General features: G+C 43.8%; 26 protein-coding genes. 21 read left to right on the top strand and 5 right to left on the bottom strand.

What is annotated here, in order from left to right; all coding sequences use genetic code 11:
* Positions 1-53: 53 nt before the first annotated feature.
* Both yhfH (GD002_RS11065) and yhfH (GD002_RS11060) read right to left on the bottom strand, forming a co-directional pair.
* Entirely contained in the window at positions 54-179 is a 126-nt protein-coding gene (gene yhfH, locus GD002_RS11065; protein ID WP_153732427.1) for a protein YhfH, read from the bottom strand.
* A 69-nt stretch (positions 180-248) separates the two neighbouring features.
* Complete coding sequence (gene yhfH, locus GD002_RS11060; RefSeq protein ID WP_153732426.1) at positions 249-374, bottom strand: protein YhfH; 126 nt, start codon at positions 372-374, stop codon at positions 249-251.
* Between the two features lie 206 nt (positions 375-580).
* Between yhfH (GD002_RS11060) and GD002_RS11055 the strand changes: the two genes are divergently transcribed.
* The 10 genes from GD002_RS11055 to GD002_RS11010 all read left to right on the top strand — a co-directional run bounded on the left by GD002_RS11055 (position 581) and on the right by GD002_RS11010 (position 14,574).
* A complete protein-coding gene (locus tag GD002_RS11055; RefSeq protein WP_153732425.1) occupies positions 581-1,573 on the top strand; it encodes a lipoate--protein ligase in 993 nt (330 codons plus the stop codon).
* Between the two features lie 311 nt (positions 1,574-1,884).
* Complete coding sequence (locus GD002_RS11050; protein ID WP_194841574.1) at positions 1,885-2,592, top strand: response regulator transcription factor; 708 nt, start codon at positions 1,885-1,887, stop codon at positions 2,590-2,592.
* On the top strand, positions 2,589-3,611 hold the full coding sequence (locus tag GD002_RS11045) for a sensor histidine kinase (RefSeq protein WP_153732423.1): 1,023 nt from the start codon (positions 2,589-2,591) through the stop codon (positions 3,609-3,611). The genes GD002_RS11050 and GD002_RS11045 overlap by 4 nt, the downstream gene beginning before the upstream one ends.
* Before the next feature lies 1 nt (position 3,612).
* Complete coding sequence (locus tag GD002_RS11040) at positions 3,613-4,371, top strand: ABC transporter ATP-binding protein (RefSeq protein ID WP_304625000.1); 759 nt, start codon at positions 3,613-3,615, stop codon at positions 4,369-4,371.
* Complete coding sequence (locus tag GD002_RS11035; RefSeq protein ID WP_153732421.1) at positions 4,343-6,277, top strand: FtsX-like permease family protein; 1,935 nt, start codon at positions 4,343-4,345, stop codon at positions 6,275-6,277. The genes GD002_RS11040 and GD002_RS11035 overlap by 29 nt, the downstream gene beginning before the upstream one ends.
* 721 nt (positions 6,278-6,998) lie before the next feature.
* Positions 6,999-8,552, top strand: a complete 1,554-nt coding sequence (locus GD002_RS11030; RefSeq protein ID WP_153732420.1) for a fatty acid--CoA ligase family protein — start codon at positions 6,999-7,001, stop codon at positions 8,550-8,552.
* A gap of 169 nt (positions 8,553-8,721) precedes the next feature.
* Positions 8,722-10,410: a methyl-accepting chemotaxis protein gene (locus GD002_RS11025; RefSeq protein WP_255425158.1), complete on the top strand. Its 1,689-nt coding sequence runs from the start codon at positions 8,722-8,724 to the stop codon at positions 10,408-10,410.
* A 216-nt stretch (positions 10,411-10,626) separates the two neighbouring features.
* Positions 10,627-12,597: a S9 family peptidase gene (locus tag GD002_RS11020; RefSeq protein ID WP_153732418.1), complete on the top strand. Its 1,971-nt coding sequence runs from the start codon at positions 10,627-10,629 to the stop codon at positions 12,595-12,597.
* 103 nt (positions 12,598-12,700) lie between these two features.
* The gene (aspA, locus tag GD002_RS11015; protein WP_153732417.1) at positions 12,701-14,146 is read left to right on the top strand and encodes an aspartate ammonia-lyase; all 1,446 of its coding nucleotides are present in this window, start codon (positions 12,701-12,703) and stop codon (positions 14,144-14,146) included.
* A 125-nt stretch (positions 14,147-14,271) separates the two neighbouring features.
* Positions 14,272-14,574, top strand: a complete 303-nt coding sequence (locus GD002_RS11010) for a late competence development ComFB family protein (RefSeq protein ID WP_194841568.1) — start codon at positions 14,272-14,274, stop codon at positions 14,572-14,574.
* Between the two features lie 19 nt (positions 14,575-14,593).
* Here GD002_RS11010 and GD002_RS11005 read toward each other — a convergent pair whose 3' ends face one another.
* On the bottom strand, positions 14,594-15,403 hold the full coding sequence (locus GD002_RS11005; protein WP_153732415.1) for a flagellin: 810 nt from the start codon (positions 15,401-15,403) through the stop codon (positions 14,594-14,596).
* A 113-nt stretch (positions 15,404-15,516) separates the two neighbouring features.
* Between GD002_RS11005 and GD002_RS11000 the strand changes: the two genes are divergently transcribed.
* Complete coding sequence (locus GD002_RS11000; RefSeq protein ID WP_153732414.1) at positions 15,517-15,915, top strand: flagellar protein FliS; 399 nt, start codon at positions 15,517-15,519, stop codon at positions 15,913-15,915.
* Between the two features lie 236 nt (positions 15,916-16,151).
* Here the strand turns inward: GD002_RS11000 and GD002_RS10995 are convergent, their stop codons facing one another.
* Positions 16,152-16,928 carry an enoyl-CoA hydratase-related protein gene (locus GD002_RS10995; RefSeq protein WP_153732413.1) on the bottom strand — a complete coding sequence of 259 codons (777 nt, stop codon included), beginning with the start codon at positions 16,926-16,928 and terminating at the stop codon, positions 16,152-16,154.
* Between the two features lie 29 nt (positions 16,929-16,957).
* Positions 16,958-17,125: a hypothetical protein gene (locus GD002_RS10990; protein WP_153732412.1), complete on the bottom strand. Its 168-nt coding sequence runs from the start codon at positions 17,123-17,125 to the stop codon at positions 16,958-16,960.
* 161 nt (positions 17,126-17,286) lie between these two features.
* Between GD002_RS10990 and GD002_RS10985 the strand changes: the two genes are divergently transcribed.
* The 10 genes from GD002_RS10985 (at position 17,287) to fliW (ending at position 25,325) form a co-directional block, all read left to right on the top strand.
* Positions 17,287-18,135 carry a DegV family protein gene (locus GD002_RS10985; RefSeq protein WP_153732411.1) on the top strand — a complete coding sequence of 283 codons (849 nt, stop codon included), beginning with the start codon at positions 17,287-17,289 and terminating at the stop codon, positions 18,133-18,135.
* Between the two features lie 12 nt (positions 18,136-18,147).
* On the top strand, positions 18,148-19,518 hold the full coding sequence (locus GD002_RS10980; protein ID WP_228548353.1) for a DEAD/DEAH box helicase: 1,371 nt from the start codon (positions 18,148-18,150) through the stop codon (positions 19,516-19,518).
* Positions 19,515-20,132 carry a ComF family protein gene (locus tag GD002_RS10975; RefSeq protein WP_153732410.1) on the top strand — a complete coding sequence of 206 codons (618 nt, stop codon included), beginning with the start codon at positions 19,515-19,517 and terminating at the stop codon, positions 20,130-20,132. Before GD002_RS10980 ends, GD002_RS10975 begins: the two co-directional genes overlap by 4 nt.
* A gap of 6 nt (positions 20,133-20,138) precedes the next feature.
* A complete protein-coding gene (locus tag GD002_RS10970) occupies positions 20,139-20,558 on the top strand; it encodes a TIGR03826 family flagellar region protein (RefSeq protein WP_153732409.1) in 420 nt (139 codons plus the stop codon).
* Between the two features lie 316 nt (positions 20,559-20,874).
* Positions 20,875-21,141, top strand: a complete 267-nt coding sequence (gene flgM, locus GD002_RS10965) for a flagellar biosynthesis anti-sigma factor FlgM (RefSeq protein WP_153732408.1) — start codon at positions 20,875-20,877, stop codon at positions 21,139-21,141.
* A gap of 18 nt (positions 21,142-21,159) precedes the next feature.
* The gene (locus GD002_RS10960) at positions 21,160-21,663 is read left to right on the top strand and encodes a flagellar protein FlgN (RefSeq protein WP_153732407.1); all 504 of its coding nucleotides are present in this window, start codon (positions 21,160-21,162) and stop codon (positions 21,661-21,663) included.
* Positions 21,664-21,675: 12 nt separating this feature from the next.
* The gene (flgK, locus tag GD002_RS10955; RefSeq protein ID WP_153732406.1) at positions 21,676-23,256 is read left to right on the top strand and encodes a flagellar hook-associated protein FlgK; all 1,581 of its coding nucleotides are present in this window, start codon (positions 21,676-21,678) and stop codon (positions 23,254-23,256) included.
* A gap of 19 nt (positions 23,257-23,275) precedes the next feature.
* Positions 23,276-24,163 (top strand): flagellar hook-associated protein FlgL, encoded by an 888-nt coding sequence (gene flgL, locus GD002_RS10950; RefSeq protein WP_153732405.1) that lies wholly within the window; start codon positions 23,276-23,278, stop codon positions 24,161-24,163.
* Positions 24,164-24,233: 70 nt separating this feature from the next.
* Positions 24,234-24,785, top strand: coding sequence for a DUF6470 family protein (locus tag GD002_RS10945; protein WP_153732404.1), 552 nt, complete (start codon positions 24,234-24,236; stop codon positions 24,783-24,785).
* Between the two features lie 108 nt (positions 24,786-24,893).
* The gene (gene fliW, locus GD002_RS10940; RefSeq protein WP_153732403.1) at positions 24,894-25,325 is read left to right on the top strand and encodes a flagellar assembly protein FliW; all 432 of its coding nucleotides are present in this window, start codon (positions 24,894-24,896) and stop codon (positions 25,323-25,325) included.
* Position 25,326 lies beyond the last annotated feature (1 nt).

Here is a 25,326-nt window from a genome sequence, read left to right as displayed (position 1 = left end):
TTTTTGTATAAAAAAAAGCGAATATCCAAGTATTCGCCGAATGAAAGTTCTATTTATTTGATGTTGCAATGATCACAATGATTTGAGTAGCACTCGTGCTGCTCTTCGATTTCTTTCCCGCAAGATACACAAACTTTTGCTGGTAAATTCCTGAAAAATTCTACGATACTTTCAACCATATGAACCAAACTCCCCTTTTAATTATTATAGAAACAAATAGTAAGCTGTTGACAGAATGCAAGACTACTTTATTTTAAATTGCATTGATCGCACTGATTCGAGTAGCACTCATGCTGCTCTTCGATTACATTCCCACATGATACACAAGACTTGGACGGTAAGTTTCTGAAGAATTCTACAATACTTTCAACCATATGAATCAAACCCCTTTCTCTTGTTGTATAACTCCTTGTTATATTTATAGTGTATTATAACAGACGCTGAAAGTCAACACTTCCTATAATTTTCTGTTAAAATGGATTGAGCCCTTTAATGACGGGCATTCTGGCTAATTAATATGTTCGGAATTGAAAGAATTAACTAAAAATAAATGTGGCAAAATTGTGAGGAGAGAGAAAGAATGCAATTTATCGATAATAAAGGCATTACAGATCCACGGATTAACTTGGCTATAGAGGAATATGTCCTGCAGACGATGGATGTAGAGAAGGATTCTTATTTACTGTTCTATATCAACGAGCCATCCATCATCATCGGTAAAAATCAAAACACCATTGAAGAGATTAATACAGAGTTCGTGGATCGTGAAGGTATTCATGTAGTCCGTCGGTTATCGGGTGGTGGGGCAGTCTACCATGACATGGGAAATTTGAATTTCAGTTTTATTACGAAGGATGACGGCGATTCATTCAGAAACTTTAAAAAGTTTACCGAGCCTGTGACGGATGCACTGGCTAAGATGGGCATAAAGGCAGAATTGCTCGGCCGTAATGATATTTTGATTGATGGAAGAAAAATTTCCGGGAATGCACAATTTGCGACGGGAGATCGGATGTTCAGTCACGGAACGTTGTTGTTTGATACAGATATGGAAGGTGTCGTCAACTCGTTGAAAGTGAAGAAAGATAAAATTGAGTCAAAAGGCATTAAGTCTATCCGTAGCCGTGTAGCAAATATTTCGGAGTTTTTAGAACGTCCGATTACGATTGAGCAATTCAAGCAAGAAATCTTGGTTTCCATTTTCGGTGGCGAAGATCACATACAATACAAAGAACTGACAGAAGAAGATTGGAAGAATATCCACCAGCTATCTGCGGAGCGCTATGGAAATTGGGATTGGAACTATGGACGATCTCCTAAGTTCAACGTCCAACAATCCAAACGATTCCCGGTTGGAGGGATCGATGTGCGTTTGCATGTGGAAAAAGGAATCATTGAAAACATTCATATTTATGGCGACTTTTTCGGAGTGGGCGAAGTGGCCGAAATCGAGCAACGGCTGACAGGTGTGAAATACGAGCGACAAGCGATCACAGACGCGATCGAGTCGATGAATGTTCCAAAAATTTTGGGTGGTATTCAGTTGGAAGAGTTTGTTGGAGTGATTTACTAAGTCATGAGGGAGCGCGTGTCTTGCGAGGCATTGCGCTTTTTGACTTTTTTTGGTTACGCTCGGTTCCGTATTACTTTGGCTCGGTCTGAATGACTTTTGGCTTGTTGCTCTTTGGGAATGGAGCGGTCCAGGACGAGTTACGCTCGGTCCAATCGGTTTTTCGATCGGTACGAGACGACTTTTGCTCGGTTCAAGTAATTTTACGCTCGTTTTAAAATTATAACTGATGATCGCTATATAAATAGAAGTGGACGACTAAATTTATGTGAACTAAGAAATACGCTATAATAAGCGGAGAGGGAAAGAGAGGGATACCGGTGAAACATCGAATTTTCATTGTAGAAGATGATCAGAAGATTGCACAGCTATTGGCAGGTACGTTAGAGAAGTATCAATATGAAGTGGCAATTATTGAAAACTTTGATCATGTCGTGGAAGAATGTGTAGCGTATAATCCGCATTTGGTATTGCTTGATATTAATTTACCAATTTATGATGGATATTATTGGTGTCGTCAGTTAAGGCAGCATACGATGTGTCCGATCATTTTTATTTCTGCCAGGTCTGGCGATATGGATCAAGTGTTTGCGCTCGAAAATGGTGGTGATGATTTTATTACGAAACCATTTCATTATGAAATTGTCTTAGCTAAAATCAAAAGTCATTTGCGCCGTTCGATCGGGGAATATTCCCCGAACCAGTCAGAACGAGTCATTGTGTGCGGTGATCTAACATTGTACATAGAACGGATGGCGTTGCAAAAAGGCGAGGAAGAGATACCCTTACAGAAGAAGGAGTGTGTCATTTTAGAATTGCTGATGGGGGAGTCTCCTAAAGTAGTCACAAGGGAACGATTACTTGAGGAATTATGGGATGATCAGTCATTCGTGGATGAGAATACGCTGAATGTCAATATGGCACGTGTGCGTAAAAAGTTGACGGATTATCAGGTACACTCGTGGATTGAGACAGTGCGCGGTGCGGGTTATCGATTTGTGCCGGAGTCTGAGGTGAAATGAAGGCTGTTCTGCTATTCGCAAGGGAACATATCTCGTTTGTGGTGTTTCAGTTAGGATTGGTGCTATTCATCTTGTTGCTCTATTGGCTCGACGGTTTCCGAAACCCAAATACTGCTATTTATTCGGTGGTGATGAGCATGCTGTTGACGGCAGGGTATTTAAGCGGAAAATTCATCATGCGGCGTTCATTTTATGCTGCGATTGCGAAAAAACCTGAGAAAATGGAAGATGCGCTGATCCGTCATGTATTGACACCAGAGCATCGACAAACGACTGAATTTACTCGTCAATTGTACCGACTGTACCAGCATGAAGTCCAGACGCTTTATACAGTTCAGCACCGCCATCTGCATTTTATGAATCAATGGGTGCATCAGATGAAAACACCGATTTCCGTCATTAACTTGCTGTTGCAGGAAGATGAGGTAGACAAGAAGAGTATTGGACAAGAGGTGGAGAGGATCCGGACGGGGCTTGAAATCGTCCTTGTCAATGCACGGCTGGAAACGTTCGAAGAAGATATGCAGATTGAGCGATTACCTTTGAAAGTATTACTTCAAGAAGTGCTGACAGAAAATAAACGGTTATTCATTACGAACGGATTATTTCCTGTTCTTGACGTCGATGAACAGCTGACTGTCGCAACGGACCGCAAATGGATTAAATTTATGCTGAATCAATTTATTACAAATGCTGTGAAATATACGTTTGAAAAAGGTAAGAAAATTCATGTGACAGCGATACAAAAAGTGGAAGGACTACTACTAGAAATTACAGATGAAGGGATCGGCATACCAGCCTCTGATCTGCACCGCGTGACGAAGGCGTTTTTCACGGGAGAAAATGGCCGATTGTCCGGAGAGTCGACGGGAATGGGCTTGTATATTGCGTCAGAAGTTTGTGGTCGGTTAGGCCATGAACTGACGATTTCATCCAAGCAAGGCGAAGGAACTACGGTCTCGCTACTATTTAAAGATGGAGAGGCAGGTGAACAGCCAAGTGAAGAAACCAATCGTTAAAATGGAGGATATCACGAAGATTTATGAAGGAAAAGTGATGCATCGTGCATTAAATCAGCTGGATTTTGATGTGCAAGAAGGTGAATTTGTTGCCATTATGGGTCCTTCCGGTAGTGGTAAAACGACTTTACTGAATTTATTGATGGCCACTGATATTCCCACGTACGGAAAGATCGTCATCGGTGGAGTCGAGCCTGAAACACTTAGCCAGAATGAAATTGCTTTGTTCCGCAGACAACAGATAGGCTTTGTCTTTCAAGAAATTAATTTGCTACAAATGCTGACCGTGGAGGAAAATTTGGTGCTTCCATTAACGCTCGACGGGTTACCAGTGAATGAAATGAAAAACAGAGTCCAAGACATGGCACAAAAGTTGCGTTTGGAAGAGATTTTGGAGCGGCGTCCTGATGAATTATCGGGTGGACAGGCACAGCGTACAGCAATTGGGCGCGCGTTGATCCATCAGCCGAATATCGTGTTGGCGGACGAGCCGACGGGGAATTTGGATTCGAAGTCCGCAAAAGATGTGCTGGAGTTGTTGGAGCATATTAACTTACATGAACGGACGACGATCATCATGGTGACGCACGATCCAATCGCTGCGAGTTATTGCGATCGCGTGCTGTTCATTAAAGATGGCGAATTTTTCAATGAAATATACAAGGATGAACGCCGTCAAACATTTTTTCAACGCATCTTGAATGTGCTGTCACTTCTTGGAGGCAATGTACATGACTTTTCGTCAGTTCGCTTACCGTAATGTGATTCGAAACCGACGTGTGTATGCGGCATTTTTTATGGCTAGTGTATTTTCGGTCATGGTGTTTTTCTTGTACTCGATGTTGCTCTTCCATCCGTCAATAGAAAATACCTTTTTACAGGAGATATCGTCTCTCGGCATGGGAATTGCGGAGCTGATATTATTTATTTTTACACTGTTTTTTCTGTTTTACTCCATGCGCGCTTTTTTGCAGGCGCGTTCACGAGAATTTGGTATTCTGTTATTGCTCGGTATGGCAAAACGGCAGCTCCATCGACTCATTTTCATTGAGACGATGCTGCTCGGTTTCGCTTCGATCCTCACAGGAATTTTCATCGGTTTTATGTTTTCCAAGTTCTTTTTCATGATTGTGAAGGCGCTCGTACAAATTCCGGTGCTGCCGCTTTATTTATCATGGAAACCATTTGCTTTAACGATGGGAGCATTCCTCAGTTTGTTCGCGATTATTTCATATATCGCGCCAGTGTTCATTCAGCAAGGAAAGATATCGGATTTATTGCATGGAGATACGGCAGTTCAATCGGTGTACACGTACTCGAAAAGCAGAGGTATCTTCGGTGTGATTTTGCTGCTACTCGCGTATGGGATGGCGGCATTCGTCTCACGGTCCAGTATCCTCAGTCTATTCTTCTTGTTGCCACCCCTGATCACGTTCGGGACGTACTTTTTTTTCACCGATACGTTGCCGCTGATCTTGCATGCACTTCGCAGTCAGAAACAAATTTTCTGGCGCGATTTCTGGATGATCTCCATCTCGGAAAGTATCGTGCGGCTAAAAGAGAATGCACGGATGTTTTTTATCGTGACGATTGTGTCGACGATCGCTTTCATGTCGGTCGGCATTCTCGCTTCTTTGACATCGTTCGCTTCGCAATACCGGGAAGTGAATCCACTCGGCCTCGTCTACAAAAGTTTACCGCATAATGAACACGAGTATCGACATATTGCACAGCTGACAAGTGAGTTGGAGCAACAAGGTATCAACTATTGGGCAGTACGGTTCCGGGTGCTAGAGCAACAATCTTCTTATACGAAAAACAAAGTCAACATCGTTAAGCTAGCAGACTTAAATGAATTGGCCATGTCATTCGGTAAGGATCCAATCCAACTTTCGCAAGGGCATGCACTATTTTTGCCTGCAAGTGCGGCAGCCGCTGAGAAATTACTCAATGAATCGGTCCGTACAGAATTGACGGAAAGCAATGTGGCGGTTGATATAGAGGGAGTTTACCCGTATAGGTTGTTTCCTCCAAATGCAATGGGACTGAACACGATTGTGCTCAATCAATTGGATTTTGATAGAGTGGAGGAGCAAATGGGCTCTAACTCATTGGCCTTTACGTATTATGCGTTTAACATTGAAGACTGGCAGGAGACGAAAGATATTGGCTTGTCCATTAACGCACAAGTTTTGGCTAGTCTTATGTTAGAAGATCGAGTGCCGGTTCAATTTGAGTTCGAGAATCCGGGTTTAAATTATTCACATATCCGTATGACGTTTTCATTGTTATTATTTATCGGCCTGTTGCTGGCTGGTGTGTTTTTTCTGGCGTCCGGCAGTTTCATTTACTTTAGGTTATACACTTCTCTGAGCCATGATCGAAGGCAATATGCTGTACTACAGCGGATTGGCATGACAGACCGAGAATTCAAGAAGATCGTCAATCGTCAATTAATCCCACAATTTTTCTTCCCGTGGGGCGTATCGTTCATTCACAGTGCATTTGCATTCTTGTCGCTACAAGTGATCTGGGACGCGTTGGCTGAGATTTCGATAGTCAAAGAGCTAACGCTAGTGCTCGCCGGTTTCGCCATCATGCAAGTGTTTTACTTCTATTTGATACGCTGGCGTTATATCGCACATATTAAAGCACCTACTTCGTGAAGTGGGTGCTTTAATGGGTAAGGGGAGTGGTCGGAGATTAGCACTTCGGCCGCTCGCTTTCCTCAAAAAGAAACTATAAAACAGAATCACTTTCTTCGAATCATACATACTAGCTGGCTCGTAGCTCCAGTCCCAAAGTGGTACCAGAACCATTCACACTACATCGTTAGGAAAGAGTAGCTTTAAGGAGGTTAGTAACAAAATGAAATGGCTATACCAGAAGTTACTAGTCACAAGCAAAGGCGCAACTGCGGGGTAGGCCGAAGCCAGAAGACAACGAGCGCACTTTGCTTGTTGGCTCCTGGCGAAAGGCAATCCCCCAGCGCCGAAGCGGTACCAGGATCACTCATCCTACACTCCAAGAAAAAGATCACTCAAACAGTTTCATAACGGAATAATTCTACCTTAAGCTACCCGTCACCAGCGAAGGCGCAACTGCGGGGTCAGCCGAAGCCAAGAGACAATTAGCGCCCTTTGCTAGTTGGCTCATGGCGAAAGGCAATCCCCCAGCGCCGCAGCGGTATCACGACCACTCACTCTACACTCCCAAAAAAAGACCACCTCAACAAGACCAACAACAAAACATAACAACTCTTCCAATTCCTGATTCAGCATCATAAACCACGAAACTTTCAGTAAACTCTTGCCAATTAAATATTCTATCAGTATAATGAATGCAATACTGAATGGTCACTCATTCATTTATTAGGGAGATGAAAGTATGAATCTAGTTTCAAGCGTTCACCAGACAGCCCAGACAAAGCCCGGAAAAATCGCCTATCGTTTTATGGACAAAGACACTACATATGCAGAGTTCGAACTATCAGTATCCATATTTGCCTCTGCATTGAAAGGTTTAGGTGTTGAGGAAGGGGATAAGGTGGCTTTTTTATTAGGCAACACCCCACATTATCTAATTTCACTATACGCCACGATGCGGATCGGTGCGACAGCAGTTCCGATCAATCCGCTCTATACACCAGATGAAATTTCATTTATTTTGGAAAATAGTGATGCAAAAGCCGTAATTGCGATTGATCAATTGCTGCCGCTTGTGGAAGTAGCGAGCCATTCATTCCCAACCATCAAAAACTATGTAGTGTGTGAGCTGAGCCCTGACACGCCTGAGAAATTAACGGTGTTACCTGACGTTGTGAAATCAAAAGTACATGCATTTTCTGCACTAATGAAACAAACAAAGCCACTGACAGAATTGGTGGAAATTGATGAAAATGAAAGCGCTGTCATACTGTATACATCTGGTACGACGGGACATCCAAAAGGTGCGATGTTGACGCATAAGAATATCTACTCCAACGCACGGGATGTCGGCGACTATTTAGGATTCTCTGAAAGCGACCGAATTGTGGCGACGCTGCCATTATTCCATGTGTTTGCATTAACAGTGGTGGCAAATGCGCCCTTGCTGAAAGGTGCGACTATTTTGCTGGAACCTCGCTTTAGTCCAGGTGAGATTTTCTCGTTGATTCGCGAACAAAAAGCAACCGTCTTTGCGGGTGTGCCGACGATGTATAATTTTCTGTTCCAGTATCCGGAAGGGAAAACGGAAGACTTCGAAACTATCAGACTGGCTATTTCAGGAGGATCTTCGCTGCCTGTCTCGTTGTTACATGATTTTGAAGAAAAATTTAAAGTACGCGTCTCAGAAGGCTATGGATTATCGGAAGCATCACCGGTCACGTGTTTCAATCCGTTAGACAAGGAAAGGGTACCCGGCTCGATCGGTACCAATATCATGAACGTGGAAAATAAAGTCGTCAATGAATTGGGCGAGGAAGTGCCAGATAATGAAGTGGGCGAGTTGATTGTTCGAGGACCAAATGTCATGAAAGGGTATTATAAGTTGCCAGAAGAAACGGCAGTTGCGATCCGGGATGGCTGGTTATATACTGGAGACCTTGCACGGCGTGATGAAAACGGTTACTTTTATATAGTAGACCGCAAGAAAGATATGATCATTGTTGGTGGATTTAATGTGTATCCTCGTGAAGTGGAAGAAGTATTATTCAGTCATCGCGATATAGTGGAAGCAGCGGTCATCGGTGTGCCGGATGTTAATTTTGGTGAAGAGGTGCAGGCATACGTTGTACTGAAAGAAGGCTCTACCGCGACAGAACAATCAATAAAGGACTTTTGTGCAAAACGTCTGGTGAAGTATAAAGTGCCAAAACATATAGAGTTTCTTCACGAATTGCCGAAGAATACGACGGGTAAGATTCTCAGACGTTCATTGAAAGATCAGGTGAAAAACTGATTTGATTAGTGGAGAAGTGAATAATTTTAATATGAATATGGAAAGAAATCAAGAACCTTCCTGTTGTGTCGGAAGGTTTTTTTTATTTGCCATATTGTGTTCTTGAGGGAAGTAAGCGATATTTAAATAACGAGAAATGAAAGATGAGCAGGAGTTGAATGGTTTGAATGTGCAAAAGAAGTTTATTGTGATTTTTACACTGATGATGATCTTGATTTTAGGGATGAGTGCAACTGGTATCTTCAGTACATATGAGTTAAACGAAAATACGAATAAAATAAATAATGAAATACTGCCAAAAGTAGAGCAAATTAATCAATTGAATTTGCAAATTCAGCAAGTGATGGCGCTAACACAACGACATATTTTGTCGGAAAAAGAAGAATTCAAGAAAAAGTATTCGGAAGGTATTGTGGCAGAACAATCGGAAATCGATCAAGCACTGGTCACTTATGAATCTCTTTTATCGAAGCCTACCGAAAAATCCGCATTGCAAAAAATGGGGAAAGAGTGGGAAACTTTCTCCCGGCAAATTAGGGAGATTATCGAACTAAGCAATGCACGACAAACCGAAACGGCAGTTGTTCAATCCTATGATGCAATTTTGACGATATCTTCCATTGAGCAACAACTAGACGAAATGGAAACAATGCATGAGCAGGAGTTGCTAGACATAGAGCTTGCGGGAGAACAGTTATACACGAATTTGATGTGGGTTTTACTGAGTAGCACCGGGTTGGCGGTGATCATTTCGATCGTCGGTATCCGCTATTTATTGCGAACGATCAAAAATCCAATCGTTCAATTATCGACTCATGTGGCGCAAATGGCACAAGGGGATTTGACAATACCGGCTGTAGAAATACAGTCTAACGACGAGATCGGTCAATTGACTATTCATTTTAATGAGATGACAAAACGTCTGCATGATCTCGTTTCTGATTTGCATCGTCATGTGGAAACACTGGCGGAAAACTCCTTGCAATTCTCTGAAAGTGCGAATCAAACGTCTGCAGCATCCGATCAAATTACAGATTCAATCATTGTCGTGTCACATAATACCTCTGAACAAATGACCGCTGCCAAGAATAGCAGTCTGATTGTTGAAGAAATCGCTGCTAATATCGGACAGACGGTTGAGCGGATTCAAAGAGTCTCGATGCTGTCGATTGAGACCACCGAGGTGACGCAACGGGGAATGGAGATGATGAATTCTACGGTACAGAAAATGGACGATATCCAACAATCTACTGAACAAACGGGCGAAGTCGTTCACTCGTTGCAAAATAAATCGCAAGAAATTGGCAATATCGTCGCTTTGATTACAGGTATTGCAGAGCAAACGAATTTATTAGCATTAAACGCTGCGATCGAAGCCGCGCGTGCAGGTGAACATGGCAAGGGATTCGCGGTCGTGGCGGATGAAGTACGAAAATTAGCATCTGATTCTGGGAGCGCAGCTGATGAGATTGCGCTGTTAATTGGAGAAATTCAGCGTGAAGTCGGTGGAGCGATGCACGCCATGGATACATCCAAAGCGTTTGTGCAAGACGGCCTCACGATGATCCACCATTCAGGCGATAATTTCAGACAGATTGCAGAACAAATCCAAGAAGTCTCTCAACAGTCGGTCGACATTGCTAGCTTAAGTGAGGAAATCCATACAGCGATTCAGCAGGTGAAAGCATTGGCCGATGATGCTGCCACAATGTCCGAGAGAATGGAAGACAGTGCGCAGGATATCGTGGCGGCGGCTGAACAGCAAAATGCATCCATGTCCGAAATGTCCCATACCTCTTCCGTATTGAACAATATGGCAGAAAAACTACAGAAAATGATTGCAGTGTTTAAGATCTAGCGGGGAAGCTAGTCTCTTGTTTTGTCCGGGCAAGCGCTCATAGAATCCCACATCCTCCCATAAAGAAATATTCCCGACTAAACAAAACAAGTGACGAATCCCAATAGGGTCTTCATCACTTGTTTTATTTTGGAAGAAGTAAATAAGAATGATCAAATAATTGCTAATAACCTTCTATAATTGTTATGGTTTATAAAGAAGAGTAGGAGGGATCGGATGACGAAACGACCAGTGGTAATTGAAGATTTATTTGAGACGAAATCGGTGACAAATCCTGTCTTGTCACCTGATGACCGGGAAGCAGTAATCGTAGTGACAGAGCTAAATAAAGAGGGCAATACATATGACTCTGCTATCCATCATGTCGATTTGCAGACGAAGAATGTGACGCAGTGGACATTCGGTAAGCAACGAGTGAGCTCGCCGAAATGGTCTGCAGACGGAACAATGCTTGCATTCCTTTCAAACCGAACGGAAAAGAATCAGCTGTACGTGTTACAAACTGCTGGAGGAGAAGCGCGGCAACTGACGGATTGCAAAAATGGCGTTGATTCGTTTCAGTGGTCGCCGTGTGGGCAGAAGATTTGGTTTAGCGGTAGCGTCAAAACAGGTGAGACATTTTCAACGATAGAGGAAACAAAAGAAGAGTTCCCAAAACCCGTGCGCATTACGAAAATGAAATACAAAGCGGATGGTGTGGGTATAGTACCGCAAGATCAGTTCGCACAAATTGGTTTTGTGGACATCGCGACCCATAGTGTGTCTAATTTTACGAATGAACCAACTAATCATTCATTGGAAGCTGTGTCTCATGATGGAAAGCAATTGGTCATCGGTATCAAGCGAATGGAGCAGGACGATCAGGATTTTAGCTCGCCACTCCTCTTAGTTGACATAGAAACGCGAGAAGAGACGATACTACTTAATGAACAAGGGTACTTCGGTGATGTTAGTTTTTCAAAAGATGACCGCTATATCGCCTATGTCGGAGCGGATTTGATGTTCAAGAATGCGACGCAATCGGATGTTTTTGTTTATGACCAAGCAAACGGTATCACAATGAATTTGACTGCAGCAATTGATGCGCCAGTTGGAGACGTTAGTATTTCCGACCATTTACAGCAAGCAGTAGCACCAGGTGTTGTGTGGACGGTTGATGACCAGCTATACTTTCAACTTTCGGTCATGGGCGATGTGAGATTGTACGCTGCAACGCTTGATGGTGCTATTTATCCAGCGACTGGCGAGGATGAGCATGTGTATGGCTATGACATAGCTGCAAGTGGAGAATTCGCTCTGATCACGGTCAGTACACCGACTCACCCAGGCGAATTGTATCTACAGACAATCATGACAGGTGAACGAGTGGCCCTTACGTCATTTAATGACAATTGGCTGAAAAAAGTACAGCCTATAGAGCCGCAAGCTGTTCATTATACAAATGGAGACGCAGACGTGCATGGGTGGCTGTTGAAACCGGCAAATTATGCGGAAGGGGATACTTATCCACTGATCGTTGAAATCCACGGTGGTCCGCATACAATGTATGGCAATACGTATTTCCACGAGCTACAAGTGCTTGCTGCAAATGGTTATGGCGTCTTGTATATCAATCCACGAGGCAGTCATGGCTATAGTCAAGTATTTGTCGATAGTGTGCGAGGTGATTATGGTGGCGGTGATTACGAGGATATCATGGCAGGACTGGATGCAGTACTCGCGCAGGAAACATGGATTGACAAAGATCGGCTCGGTGTGACAGGAGGCAGTTACGGTGGATTCATGACGAATTGGATCGTGGGTCATACGAATCGTTTCAAAGCAGCCGTCACGCAACGTTCGATAAGTAACTGGATTAGCTTTTTCGGAGTGTCGGATATTGGGTATTATTTCAGCGACTGGCAGTTGAAAGCTGATATGCGAAACGCGGAGTTGTTATGGAAGCATTCGCCTCTTAGATATGCGGAGCAAATTGAAACACCATTGTTGATTTTGCATTCTGAAAAAGATTTTCGCTGTCCAATCGAACAAGCGGAGCAGTTGTTCATTACAATGAAAGATTTAGGAAAGGTGACGGAATTTGTTCGTTTCCCGGAATCTGACCATAATTTATCCAGAACAGGGAAACCGAATTTGCGTGTAGCACGACTCGAAGAAATTATCGGGTGGTTTGAACGGTATCTTTGAGGTAAGATGAAATAGTAAATACCCTGCCAAACCTCGAACGTACATCGTATAGAATTGGATGGAATTTTGAGTTGCAGGAAAAATATTTGAGAAGAGGTACTGCATGATGGAAGAGGAATTACTGTACAGAATTGAAAAGGATTTTATTGGGGAGAAAAAGGTGCCGCAAAATGCCTATTATGGTATTCAGACGCTACGGGCTGCTGAAAACTTTCCGATTACCGGCTATCGAGTCAACCGTGATTTGATTCGTGCCATTGCGATAGTAAAAAAATCCGCTGCACAAGCAAACCGTGATATCGGTCAATTGGATGAAGATTTAGCAGATGCCATCATTCAGGCATCGGATGAAGTCATAAATGGTGCATTGCGCGATCAGTTTTTAGTGGACCCGATTCAAGGCGGTGCGGGCACATCGATCAATATGAATGCCAATGAAGTCATTGCCAATCGTGCGCTAGAAATCTTAGGACATGAGAAAGGTGCCTACCAGATTATTAGTCCGAATTCACACGTCAATATGGCGCAATCAACGAATGATGCATTCCCGACTGCGATTCATATTGCGACACTCATGAAAGTCGACAAATTACTTGGTGTGATGGAGTCACTTCATAAGACCTTCTTGAAAAAGTCGATTGAGTTCCAATCTGTATTGAAAATGGGTCGTACACACTTACAAGACGCAGTTCCAATTCGTCTAGGACAAGAATTCGAAGCATACGCAATGGTGTTGCGACGTGACATCGAACGTGTTCGTGTCTCTAGAGTGTATTTGTATGAAATCAATATGGGAGCTACGGCTGTCGGTACAGGTTTGAATGCTGATCCACTCTATATCGAAAAGGTAGCGAGCTATTTGTCTGATAATAGTGGGTTTGAATTAAAATCGTCTACTCATTTAGTAGATGCGACACAAAACACCGATTCCTATGTACAAGTGTCTGCGGCATTGCGCGGTACGATGTTGAACATGTCGAAAATCTGTAATGACCTGCGTTTGATGGCATCTGGTCCTCGCACAGGCTTATCAGAGATATCATTGCCCGCAAGACAGCCCGGCTCTTCCATCATGCCAGGTAAAGTGAATCCTGTAATGGCTGAAGTTATGAACCAAGTAGCGTTCCAAGTTGTCGGTAACGATACCACAATTGCCTTAGCTTCTGAAGCCGGTCAATTCGAATTGAACGTCATGGAGCCTGTTCTCGTCTTCAATTTATTGCAGTCACTCAAAATTATGACAAATGTATTTGAAGTTTTCCGCGACTATTGCTTAGACGGCATTACAGCAAACGTTGAGCACTTAGAAGAGTATGTTGAGAAAAGTATTGGCGTCATCACAGCGATCAATCCACACGTTGGATACGAAGTCGCAACTCAAATTGCAAAAGAAGCATTGCTATCAAATAAATCTATTCGTGAGCTGTGTATTGAAAAGAAAGTGCTGACAGAAGAAGAACTGGATCAGATCCTACATCCGTTCGAAATGACGAAGCCTGGAATTTCAGGAAAAGAATTACTAAAGAAAAAGATAATCTTGTCGAAATAAGAAGAGTACATGAATAAATGTTCTTACTAAAAACTACATATTCATGCAATGTATGTAGAGGTATCAAGCGTCACACTAACTTTCCGTGTCCTGTGCACGGAAAGTCTGCTAAGGGGTATCAGATTATGAAAGTGCAAAATGTTATGGAGATTGTGGTCCGGGATGTCATTGGGGAGTATAAAGAACAACTGAATATGCCATGCACATGTACGCATTGTATGAATGATGTGCTGGCGATGACGTTGAACAATCTACCACCTCGATATATCGTGGATCAAGCAAACAGTGCCTACATACGAGCAGTTCATCAAGCCGATCGCCAGGGAGCCACGGCTATCTTAACAAAAGTAGCCTGGGCTGCCGGTATCGTAGCAGAAAACCCACGCTGTGAAAACATGAATACCATGAAAAAACCTTCCAATGAATAAATTGGAAGGTTTTTACTGTTTATTTCAAGATGGATAAAACGTCCTGTAAATTACTGTTTACTGTCTTAATCAGCAGTTGGTCACCTTTTTGCCGGATATCTTGCTGGACGAAATTCATCATTTCCTCTGCCATATCCGTATCTGCAAGCAATGACAGCGATTTGGTCAAGTTTCCTTCGAACACTAACGCATTCGTCAGATGATGCTCGATCGCCTCCATTTCAGAGCCGACTTTCGTCAAGTGACTGCTGATGGTGCCGATTGCTTTGTCGATCGTAGAAATTAATTTTTCCGCATCTTCCCGTGTCGAGATGGAAGCCCCGTCTAGACCGAGTGTTTTCGTACTGACATCGATGTTACCAATCGTCATCTGCTGTCCTGGATTTGCTCCGACTTGCAGAACGATGGGCGCATTGTCACCTAAGATATGTTTCGTATTGAATTCCAATTTTCCTGCTGTATCGTTGATGGACTCCATAATCTGGTTCAATTCCATAGCGCTTGCTTCACGGTCCTGATCGGTCAATGTACCATTTGCGGCAGCAACTGCCATTTCACGTGCGCGCTGCAGTAATTCATTAACATTGTTCAATCCTTCATTCGAAGATTCAAGCACGGAAAGTCCGTCTTGCATATTGCGCTGCGCCTGGGAAAGTCCCCGAATTTGAGCACGCATCGTCTCAGAAATAGCTAAACCAGAAGCATTTTGACTTCCTTTTGCTACTTTCGAACCGCTGCCGAGCTTCAAGAGCGTCTTTTCAATGTCCGTCGCATTCCTTTGCGCACGGTTCGTTGAAAACGCAATATGTTCTTGGCTGTGTATTCGCATCCTTTCACCTACTTTACCTATTCATTTGGATATCCCATTTTATATCGGCACATTTCATTCAAAATCAATTGAAATCGGACGATAATAAAAGAAAAACATTTGGAGTGAGCCGCATGTACGTAAAACGTGCGATTGAAGTCTATCAAACGACAGCCAGCACGACGACCCCGACGATTGACTCCATTATTCAATTGCTGAGTGAAATGAGCAACTTGCTAGTAGAGACACAAGCTACCACGGAACGAGTAGCCAACCCTGACGTTTCCGAGCCATTGAAAAAGCTCCAATACGTATTATTTGAGCTAATGGGCGTAGTGGATCATCGAAGCGAAGAAGGCAAACGTCTCGTGTTGCAATATGTGGTCATCAATCAAAGTCTATTAACTGTGCAATTACATAAACGCTATGAACTGCTGCCGGAAATCCGTGAACAGGTAGAGCAGCTTCTGGAAGCGTGGAGTAGCGCTCGTCAAAATCAGCGACGCCAGCGTTTTACGACGGATGTGCTGTGAAATGTTATACAATGAGAGATTTTGCTCTAACCGCGCGAAAGTACAGTAGAACCGAGCGAAAGTCTGCTCGCACCGCGCGAAAGTCTTGTTGAACCGAGCCAAACCTACATCAGACCGAGCCAAACCCAGCCCACACCGCTCCAAACATCAACTTTGAAACGATCAGAAGTAAAGAAGCTGTCCATAGAAGAAAGTCATTATTCATTGATTTTCTGGACAGTTACTTCATTATGGTGTCATCTCCCTTTATAAACAGGCGGACGCTTTTCTGCAAAAGCAGTAAGTGCCTCGATCCGATCTTCGGTAGGTAATGTCATTTCATACGCCTTTCGCTCGATCGCAAGCCCTGTCTGCAAGTCCGTATTCATCCCGTGCTTGATAGCGAATTTCGCTTGCTGAATGGCAACAGGTCCATTTACCAAAAATGAATTCACAAACGCTTCTACAGTTTCCATTAATTGGTCAGTGGGGGCTATTTGTGTTAATAAACCATACTGTAGGGCTTCCTCTGCCGTGAGTCGTTTTGCTGTTAAAATCAATTCTAACGCTTTCGCTTCTCCAATTAGCCGAGGCAACCGCTGCGTACCACCAGCGCCCGGAATAATAGCGAGCCCTGTTTCTGTTAGCCCCATTACTGCATGGTCTGCCGCAATCCGGAAGTCGCAAGCTAATGCAAGTTCCAATCCACCGCCAAATGCAAAGCCGTTGACAGCTGCGATTGTTGGCTGCGGTAGATGATCGATCATTGTGAAGACATCACCGATTTTGTTCAAATTACGCCTGACTTTTGCTTCTGTCAGCAGTTTTCGCTCCTTCAGATCAGCCCCCACACTAAAAGCACGGTCTCCACTCCCCGTAAAAATGACGGCACGAATGTCAGAATCAATTCGTATGGCCTCCACCACTTGTCCGAGTTCGGTCAACATTTTGTAGTTGAATGCGTTCATCGCGTCCGGTCGATTTAAGGTGATGTACGCGATCGCATTCTTTTGTTCATAATGAATTTCCTGCATCTTCAAAACCCCTTTCTGTTTTGGATGGACTATTTACAAGATAGCATGATTGGTAGTGGGATTACAGGATGAAAGATGAAAGAACCGAGCGTAACCCGTGACAAACGAGCGAAAGCTGCTCCTGACCGATCCATACCCACATCGAACCGATCCAAACCCACATCGAACCGATCCATACCTATTCCAAACCGATCCAAACTAACATTGCACCGAGCGTATACCTCAAAGAACCGCTCCAAAACAAATTTCTACCGAGCGAAAAACTCCTCTTCCGTCACCAAAACCAATCCACCTTACTCCAATTCACAGATGCCAACTCAACTAATTTCAGGTAGAATAGGAAACAGGAGTTGATCATGTGAAAACAGCGATTGTGACAGATAGTACGGCGTATGTGCCGGATGATATAAAAGAAGAACTTGGAATTCACACCATCCCTTTAGTGGTGACGATTGAAGGCAAAGCGTTTGCAGAAGAAGTGGATTTGACGACGGACGCATTCTATGAATTGGTGCGCGGAAAAGGCCCACTTCCGAAGACCTCTCAACCAGCCATCGGTGACTTCGAAGCATTATACGAACAGCTCAAGCAAGATTACGATGCGATTATTTCGATTCATCTATCAAGTGGTATTAGCGGCACGTATATGGGTGCGGTTCAGGCTGGTGAGATGGTAGAAGGAATCGACGTGATTCCGTTTGATTCCGAAATTTCTGCTTGCCCTCAAGGTTTCTACGTCATGCGGGCAGCGCAAATGGCAAATGAAGGTGCAGAGCCGGACGCCATTATAGAAGAATTAACTAAAATGAAAAAGACATTGAAGGCGTATTTCATGGTGGACGACCTCTCACATCTGCAACGTGGCGGTCGACTTTCCGGTGCGCAAGCGATTGTTGGCGGTTTGCTGCAAGTGAAGCCGATCTTACACTTCGAAGATAAAGTCATCGTGCCGTTTGAAAAAATTCGCACAACGAAAAAAGCAATGAAACGTATCGCGGATTTATTGGCGGAAGATGCGAAAGACCAGTTGCTCGATGCAGCGGTCATTCATGCGAATCGCTATGAAGAAGCGATAGAATGGAAAGAAATACTTGAGAAAAAACATCCGAACGTCGATTTCACGGTTAGCCATTTCGGCCCGGTCATCGGCACGCACCTCGGCGAAGGGGCCATGGGACTCGGCTGGGTGAAACGGCGCGGAACGTAAGGGAGGAATCTTATGGCCGTTTACGAAGAAATTCAGCAATTCTTGGCAGGCCGTATTTGGCTGCGTCATGTAATGCCGTTTCCAACAGAAAAGATCGACGAAGCCATTGATCAGGGATGGATTCAGACGATGAAAGGTGTTATTGAAAAGCCTACTTGGCACGGAAAACAGTATCAATGCAACCGTTGTCTAAATGAGAATCCATCACCATTCACAATATTCCAATGTGCGCAATGTGAAACAACGTGCGCATACTGTCGTAACTGCCTTAAAATGGGGCGTGTTTCTAGTTGCTCAGAACTACTTGTTTGGACAGGACAAGCGCCTGCCTATCCGACAGACCACCGCATGAACTGGCAAGGGAATTTGACACCGTCACAGGAGAAAGCAACAAACGAACTACTCGATAGTACAAAGCAAGGCATTTCCCATTTACTCTATGCAGTTTGCGGTTCGGGTAAGACAGAGATGTTGTTTCAACCAATTCATTACTTACTGAATGAAGGTAAACGGGTTTGTCTGGCGGCACCGCGAGTGGATGTCATTCTCGAACTTTTGCCGCGTCTACAAGCGGCATTTCCTGACACTGTAATCGAGGCGCTATACGGAGGGGCTGAAGTCGAACGTTTCGATGCACAGCTCATTCTTGCGACGACCCATCAACTATACCGTTTCCACGAAGCATTCGACGCAATCTTCGTAGATGAAGCGGATGCATTCCCATACACTGCAGACGAAACACTGCAACGAGCCGTGAAAAAAGCGGTAAAGCCAAGCGCGCCGATTCATTTCGTCACCGCCACGCCTTCTGCGCAACTACTCGCGATGAATAAAAAGCAAGGCAATATTTCCATCCTTGCGAGGCGTTATCACGGCAAGCCACTGCCCGAGCCACGTAACGAGACACTTTGGAATTATGAAAAGCAACTGAAAAAGAAACGCATACCTAAGAAACTATTGCAGTGGACGAAAGAACGTCTAGAAAATCAACAACCATTCCTGATCTTTTTCCATCAGATCGAGCTAATGGAAATCGCAGAACCGCTATTTCAGCAGCTAGACGAACGGATTTGCGCTGTCCACGCGGAGCACGCCGATCGGAAAGAGCGCGTGCAAATGTTGAGGAAGAAAGAGATCCCCGGGCTACTCACCACGACCATCTTGGAGCGCGGCATTACGATCCCGAACGTGCAAGTGGCGGTTGTCGGTGCAGAGCAAACTATTTTCAATAAAGGTGCTCTAATTCAGATCGGGGGCAGAGTGGGGCGCTCCGTTCCCCATACTGCTGGGGATTTCGTGCTGTTCCATCAAGGCATCACGAACGCAATGGACGAAGCAAAACGCGAAATCCGCAAGCTCAACAAGCAGGAGATTCTCCAATGAACGGCTGTTTATTATGCGAGAAACCGCTTGACGACCAGCCGACATGGCAACAGTTTCTTGGCATTTCGAAGTCGTCACCTGTCTGTCCACCTTGTCTAGCATTGTTTGAAAGAATCGACAGTACGGTAGAGGACGAATGGGTCGATTCCATTCATTCGCTGTATGCATATAATGAACAAGCACGCGAATTTCTGCATCAGTTTAAATTTCTGCAAGACATAGCATTAGCGCAAGTATTTGCGAGTGACTTACGAAATGTACTAAAGAATTCAAAAAAGATTATCGTGCCGATCCCAATGCACCCAGCGAATAAAGCAAAACGGACCTTTGCGCAAGTAGATGCATTGCTTGATGCAGCAGGCATTCCGTACGAACAACTCCTTCACAAAACGACTGAATCTGTGATGGGTGAAAAAACACGAGCTGAACGCCTCGCAATGACTGAATTATTTGAAGTGAAAGCCGATATACCTAGTAATGAGGCCATTTATGTGCTCGTTGATGATATCTATACGACTGGCACCACATTGCGACATGCCGCTCGGACACTAAAGCAAGCGGGAGCAGTGCGTGTGGAGGCAGTCACCTTATTTAGACCTACAGGAAAGAAGTGATGAACTATGGCGGAACTGAAACATTGTCCGACATGCGGAGAATTTTTTAATTATACAGGCGTCCGAGAAGTCTGTGCCAAGTGTCAGATGGATGAAGAAAAAATGTATGAAACAGTCTATCGATTCTTGCGTAAGCGCGAAAACCGTGCCGCAAATATTGACCGAATCGTCGAGGCAACAGGCGTGTCCGAAAGCTTACTGCATCGTTGGGTGCGCAAAGGAAGACTACAGCCCGCGTTATTCCCTAACCTTGGTTATCCATGCGATAAGTGTGGCGCGCTAACGAATACTGGGAAACTGTGTGCGAAATGTACGGACGAGATCAAACAGGAATTGAACACGCATGATGCGGCGGTCGAATTGCGAGAAGCATTAAAAGAACGCGATCGCGCAACTTATTATTCACAATCAGACCGCAAACGTTAAGTTAGCATAATATTTATCGTTGAGTTATTATGCCCTTATCAAGGGAATACGATAGTTGGTCGTTGTGGAAGGCAACCTAAGTTCGCCGCGTCCTGCGGCAACGGTTGCATGACTCACTTCGTGTGAGCCCGCGGCAAAGTTCACTCCAGGAAGATCAACGTTACTGATCCGCTTCCCATATCTTTTACTTACAAGCTAAAAACGAGCAGATCGTACTGCTCGTTTTTTCGTCCGAAAGACTCTAAACGTTTTTAAGAATCTGCCGAAATAAAGAGTAGTACCTATATAAAGTGTCAATACGAAAGGAGCGAGACCTATGAAAGTAGAGAGATTTAATACACCCGCGGTTAATCCATACCGCAATCAGCAAATGAAAGTCGATCAAGCGAAACAATCCAATCCGTTCAAGACAGATAAGCTAGAAATTTCATCGGAAGCGAAAAAGCTATCCGCTACGACTCCGATCGAAACGGAACGCCAGCAACGCGTCCAACAACTAAAATCACAAGTGCAGTCCGGCGACTATCAAGTAGACGCTAAGAAACTCGCTTCGAACATGCTATCTTATTTCAACAAGTTGTAATAGAAAGTAGGAAGATCCATGTCCATTGAACCGATTTTAACAACGCTCAATCACCTAGAAAAACTGCATATGAGCCTGCTCCGTCTTGCAAGCGACAAGACCGCACTGCTGAAAAGTGGAGATATCAACGGGATTGACCAACTGTTGAAAGAGGAGCAAGCCCATCTAGCGGCCATTGTGCAAATGGACCAACAACGCGTAAATACAGTGAAGCAGTATTTGACTGAACAAGGACGTCCAGTCCCTGCTGAACCAACAATGACGCAATTAATTGAACTGACCAACGAACCGGACAAACAACAGTTAGCAGAGGCGAAGGACCGTCTCCTGCATGCGATTCATGAGTTGAAACAGCAAAACGAACTCAACCAGCAAATGACCTATCAATCTCTTCAATTTGTGAATCTATCGCTGGACATGGTCCGTCCGCGTCCGGAAACCGTCAACTATTCAAAAAACGAAGTACAGGGTCAGTCGAACGGAGCGAAACCAAAGCTCTCCTCATTCGACTCCCAAGCCTAAGGAGGACACAACATGCGCTCGACATTTATGGGTTTAGAAACAAGCAAACGCGGATTGTACACACAGCAATCCGCTCTTTATACGACAGGACATAATATTAGTAATGCGAATACACTGGGATATTCAAGACAACGGGTGAATATGCAGGCTACTTCTGGATTTCCGGGGGTAGGTATTAATGCAGGGACGATGCCGGGGTTCCTCGGAACTGGTGTTGAGGCTGGGTCTATTCAGCGGATTCGGGATGGGTTTGTGGATAAGCAATATCGTGATGAGTCGAATAAGCTTGGTTATTGGGAATCTCAGACAAAAGCTATCTCTCAAATGGAAGATGTATTAGCGGAGCCATCTAAGTATGGACTTCAGCAATCGTTAAGCGACTTTTGGCAGGCGTTGCAGACGCTTGCAACAAACCCTGAGAATGGGGGAGCTAGAGCGGTTGTCGTTGAACGAGGTGTGGCAGTAGCAGACTCATTCAAATATATTCATAAATCACTATCTGAAATTAAAAACAATATAGGAACGGAAATAGACGTTTCTGCTACAAATATTAACTCCATTCTCAAGCAAATTGGTGAACTAAACCGCCAAATATCTGAAGTTGAACCGAACGGCTACTTACCGAACGATTTATATGATGCCCGTGACGGCTTACTGGATCAGCTAGCAACTTATGTGCCTATCGAAGTCAGTTATGAAAAGACTGGCGGACGTGCACTTGCAATTGCCGAAGGTACTGTGACAGTGAAAATCAAGACGAATGGTGAACCTATTACGGTAGTGCAGAAAAAAGAATTTGCAACAGTGTCTGTGGATGGTGTTGTTGACGGGGAATTTCCTGATCCGATAACAGGATTTACATTTAGTGGCGGTCCGGTCGCAGCAGGAACTGGTCAACTAACTGTTGCAAACATGCAGTCAAGTGGAGAATTGAAATCTCTTGTCGACTCCTATGGCTTTCAAGATGCAGACGGTAATGTCAAAGGACTTTATCCTGACATGCTCAAAAAGTTGGATAAGATGGCAGAAGAGTTTGCTAAGGAGTTCAATAAAGTTCATAAGGGAGATCCGAATGGTACTCCACCATCATATGCGACTGATTTAGAGGGGAAACAAGGAGAAGACTTTTTTGTTTCAAGTGGTGGGATTATTAGTGCAAGTGATATTCAAGTAAATATCAATATTGTAAAAAACCCTAACAAGGTAGCAGCATCATCTTCTGCACCATATGACCCGGCAGACCCAACAACCAATCCGGAAGTGGGAAATGGGGACAATGCCAAAAAATTAGGGGATGCCCTTTTCAATAAACTGGACGGCTTAGGCGGCTCAAGTGTACAAGGTTTCTACGCTCAGACTATTGGAGAGCTCGGAGTAAAAGGTGAACAAGCTATCAAAATGACGGAAAACTCTATGACGCTTTTAGGAGCCGTTTCTAACCGTCGAGACTCTATCAGTTCTGTTTCACTTGATGAAGAAATGACCGATATGATTCGTTTCCAGCAAGCATACAATGCATCTGCTCGTATGGTCACTGTGATGGATGAAACACTCGATAAAATCATCAACGGCATGGGCGTCGTCGGTAGATAATGAAGGAGGAATTACGATAATGCGTGTAACACAATCAATGTTATCCAATAATATGCTGCGTAACTTATCTAGTAGCTATAATAAAATGGGGAAACTGCAAGAACAGCTAAGCTCCGGGAAAAAAGTGAACCGTCCATCCGATGATCCAGTGGTTGTCATGAAAAGTCTTGGTTATGGTATGACTGTTGACAAAGTTGCACAATTCCAGAAGAACTTAGGAGAAGTGAATAACTGGCTAGATAGTTCGGATGATGCGTTAGATGGTGTAGGACAAGTACTACACCGTGCGAAGGAACTTGCGACGAACGCTGCGAATAGTGGTGCGATGACAAAAGAAGATCGAGATAAAATCAAGATTGAGCTTGAGGAAATGCAAAAACAGCTTCAAGACTTGGCAAACACGAAAGTTGGGGATAAGTATATTTTTAGTGGGAATATGACAGATAAGCCGTTGTACAATAAAGAGACCGATGAATATGAAGTTGGCGATTCGTTTAAAAAAGATGTTGAGATTGAAGTGTTCGATGGCGTAAGTTTGCGTGTCAACACGAAAGCTGCGGACACATTTAAAGCAATCGATGATATCTTTAAAGATATCAACGCAAAGGTAAATGATGAGTTCGAGGATAATGTAGATTTTGGTCAGGCGATTTCGAATATCGACAAATTAATGGATAGAGTGCTTACTAGTAGAGCAGATATTGGTGCCCGTTCGAATCGTGCAGAACTGATGGATAACCGTCTACAAGTGCAAGAAGGAGCAGCAAAGAAGCAACGGTCTGAAAACGAAGACATCGACTATGAAAAAGTTATCACAGAAATGATCACATCTGAATCGATTCACCGTGCATCTCTTTCAGTTGGCGCTAGAATTATTCAGCCTTCATTGGTCGACTTTTTAAGATGATAATAGGTGACAAGCACAGTGCAGGTCGTGTTTGTCGCTTTTTTATACGTAAGAATGGAAGGTGAATGATTTGAACATTCCACAGCTTCAAATTCAAACAACACCCGCAAAGCTTGGATTGCAGATTGATAAACCAGTACAAGAAATCGAACAGCCTAAAGCCACGCAGACTATAGAACAGCCTGCTGCCATACTAGAAATGTCCACCACTCGTCCACAGTTATCATTAGACACAACCGAAAATCGAGCGGATTTAGATTTAAAAAGTACATTGAGACGAAGTGCTGAAAACGCCCAATATGGCCTGCAGAAAGTTCAAGAAGGCACAGCTCGACGTGCGCAAGAAGGTCAGCAACTGATGGAAATTGAAAATGGTGCGACCATCGCGGACATTGTCAAACAGAATACGGATCGTCCGCAAGCTGACATCAACGTTCGATTTGTAGGTGACCGCACCAAGCTGAAAATGAGTTTCAGCGAAGGTTCACTCAACATCAACGTGACACCGCAAAAAGCCTACATTGATACCCAGATCAACCGTCCAATCCATAACTACACACAAGGAAAAGTGACAGGCGTCATGGAGCAGTATAATTCAATCGATATAGACTGGAAAATCTAATCATAACATCATCTCCTTCTCACAAATTTAGACTTCCACCTTCATTCAATGCTATTCTACTAGTAAGAAGTAGAATAGCATTTTGTATATCAAAAGGAGAGAATGGCCATGCAAATCGAAACAAAATTTCACGGCACCATCCAAATCAAACCAACCGAAACATGGTACTTCCCTAAAGGACTCCCAGGATTTGAAGAAGAAACAGAATTTGCCTTACTACCAATCGAAGGCAACGACGCATTCCAAGTGCTACAATCCACAAAACAAGCCAGCATAGCGTTCATTGTAGCCAATCCATACACACTAGTGGATAACTACACATTTGAAATTGATGAACCAACTATTGGCTTGCTTGAAATCACCAAACCAGAAGATATAATGGCACTCGGCATCGTGTCAATGAAGAAACCATTTGAAGATTCAACAATCAATCTTCAAGCACCACTCATCTTTCAACTGCATAATAAAAAAGCAAAACAAATGATCTTAAACGAAAATTGTTTTGATATCAGACACCCAATTGCTAAAGGAGGATACTAAT

Origin of the sequence: Sporosarcina obsidiansis, assembly GCF_009651005.1 — a bacterium.
GTDB lineage: Bacteria > Bacillota > Bacilli > Bacillales_A > Planococcaceae > Sporosarcina > Sporosarcina obsidiansis.
Note: the sequence above shows the minus strand (reverse complement) of the source record. Positions and strands in the feature narration are given on the sequence as shown.

Excerpts from the sequence above, each read along its gene's own strand:
- yhfH (WP_153732427.1), bottom strand. The coding sequence starts at position 179 with ATGGTTGAAAGTATCGTAGAATTTTTCAGGAATTTACCAGCAAAAGTT.
- yhfH (WP_153732426.1), bottom strand. The coding sequence starts at position 374 with ATGGTTGAAAGTATTGTAGAATTCTTCAGAAACTTACCGTCCAAGTCT.
- GD002_RS11055 (WP_153732425.1), top strand. The coding sequence starts at position 581 with ATGCAATTTATCGATAATAAAGGCATTACAGATCCACGGATTAACTTG.
- GD002_RS11045 (WP_153732423.1), top strand. The coding sequence starts at position 2,589 with ATGAAGGCTGTTCTGCTATTCGCAAGGGAACATATCTCGTTTGTGGTG.
- GD002_RS11040 (WP_304625000.1), top strand. The coding sequence starts at position 3,613 with ATGGAGGATATCACGAAGATTTATGAAGGAAAAGTGATGCATCGTGCA.
- GD002_RS11035 (WP_153732421.1), top strand. The coding sequence starts at position 4,343 with ATGACTTTTCGTCAGTTCGCTTACCGTAATGTGATTCGAAACCGACGT.
- GD002_RS11030 (WP_153732420.1), top strand. The coding sequence starts at position 6,999 with ATGAATCTAGTTTCAAGCGTTCACCAGACAGCCCAGACAAAGCCCGGA.
- GD002_RS11020 (WP_153732418.1), top strand. The coding sequence starts at position 10,627 with ATGACGAAACGACCAGTGGTAATTGAAGATTTATTTGAGACGAAATCG.
- aspA (WP_153732417.1), top strand. The coding sequence starts at position 12,701 with ATGATGGAAGAGGAATTACTGTACAGAATTGAAAAGGATTTTATTGGG.
- GD002_RS11010 (WP_194841568.1), top strand. The coding sequence starts at position 14,272 with ATGAAAGTGCAAAATGTTATGGAGATTGTGGTCCGGGATGTCATTGGG.
- GD002_RS11005 (WP_153732415.1), bottom strand. The coding sequence starts at position 15,403 with ATGCGAATACACAGCCAAGAACATATTGCGTTTTCAACGAACCGTGCG.
- GD002_RS11000 (WP_153732414.1), top strand. The coding sequence starts at position 15,517 with ATGTACGTAAAACGTGCGATTGAAGTCTATCAAACGACAGCCAGCACG.
- GD002_RS10995 (WP_153732413.1), bottom strand. The coding sequence starts at position 16,928 with ATGCAGGAAATTCATTATGAACAAAAGAATGCGATCGCGTACATCACC.
- GD002_RS10980 (WP_228548353.1), top strand. The coding sequence starts at position 18,148 with ATGGCCGTTTACGAAGAAATTCAGCAATTCTTGGCAGGCCGTATTTGG.
- GD002_RS10975 (WP_153732410.1), top strand. The coding sequence starts at position 19,515 with ATGAACGGCTGTTTATTATGCGAGAAACCGCTTGACGACCAGCCGACA.
- GD002_RS10970 (WP_153732409.1), top strand. The coding sequence starts at position 20,139 with ATGGCGGAACTGAAACATTGTCCGACATGCGGAGAATTTTTTAATTAT.
- flgM (WP_153732408.1), top strand. The coding sequence starts at position 20,875 with ATGAAAGTAGAGAGATTTAATACACCCGCGGTTAATCCATACCGCAAT.
- GD002_RS10960 (WP_153732407.1), top strand. The coding sequence starts at position 21,160 with ATGTCCATTGAACCGATTTTAACAACGCTCAATCACCTAGAAAAACTG.
- flgK (WP_153732406.1), top strand. The coding sequence starts at position 21,676 with ATGCGCTCGACATTTATGGGTTTAGAAACAAGCAAACGCGGATTGTAC.
- flgL (WP_153732405.1), top strand. The coding sequence starts at position 23,276 with ATGCGTGTAACACAATCAATGTTATCCAATAATATGCTGCGTAACTTA.
- fliW (WP_153732403.1), top strand. The coding sequence starts at position 24,894 with ATGCAAATCGAAACAAAATTTCACGGCACCATCCAAATCAAACCAACC.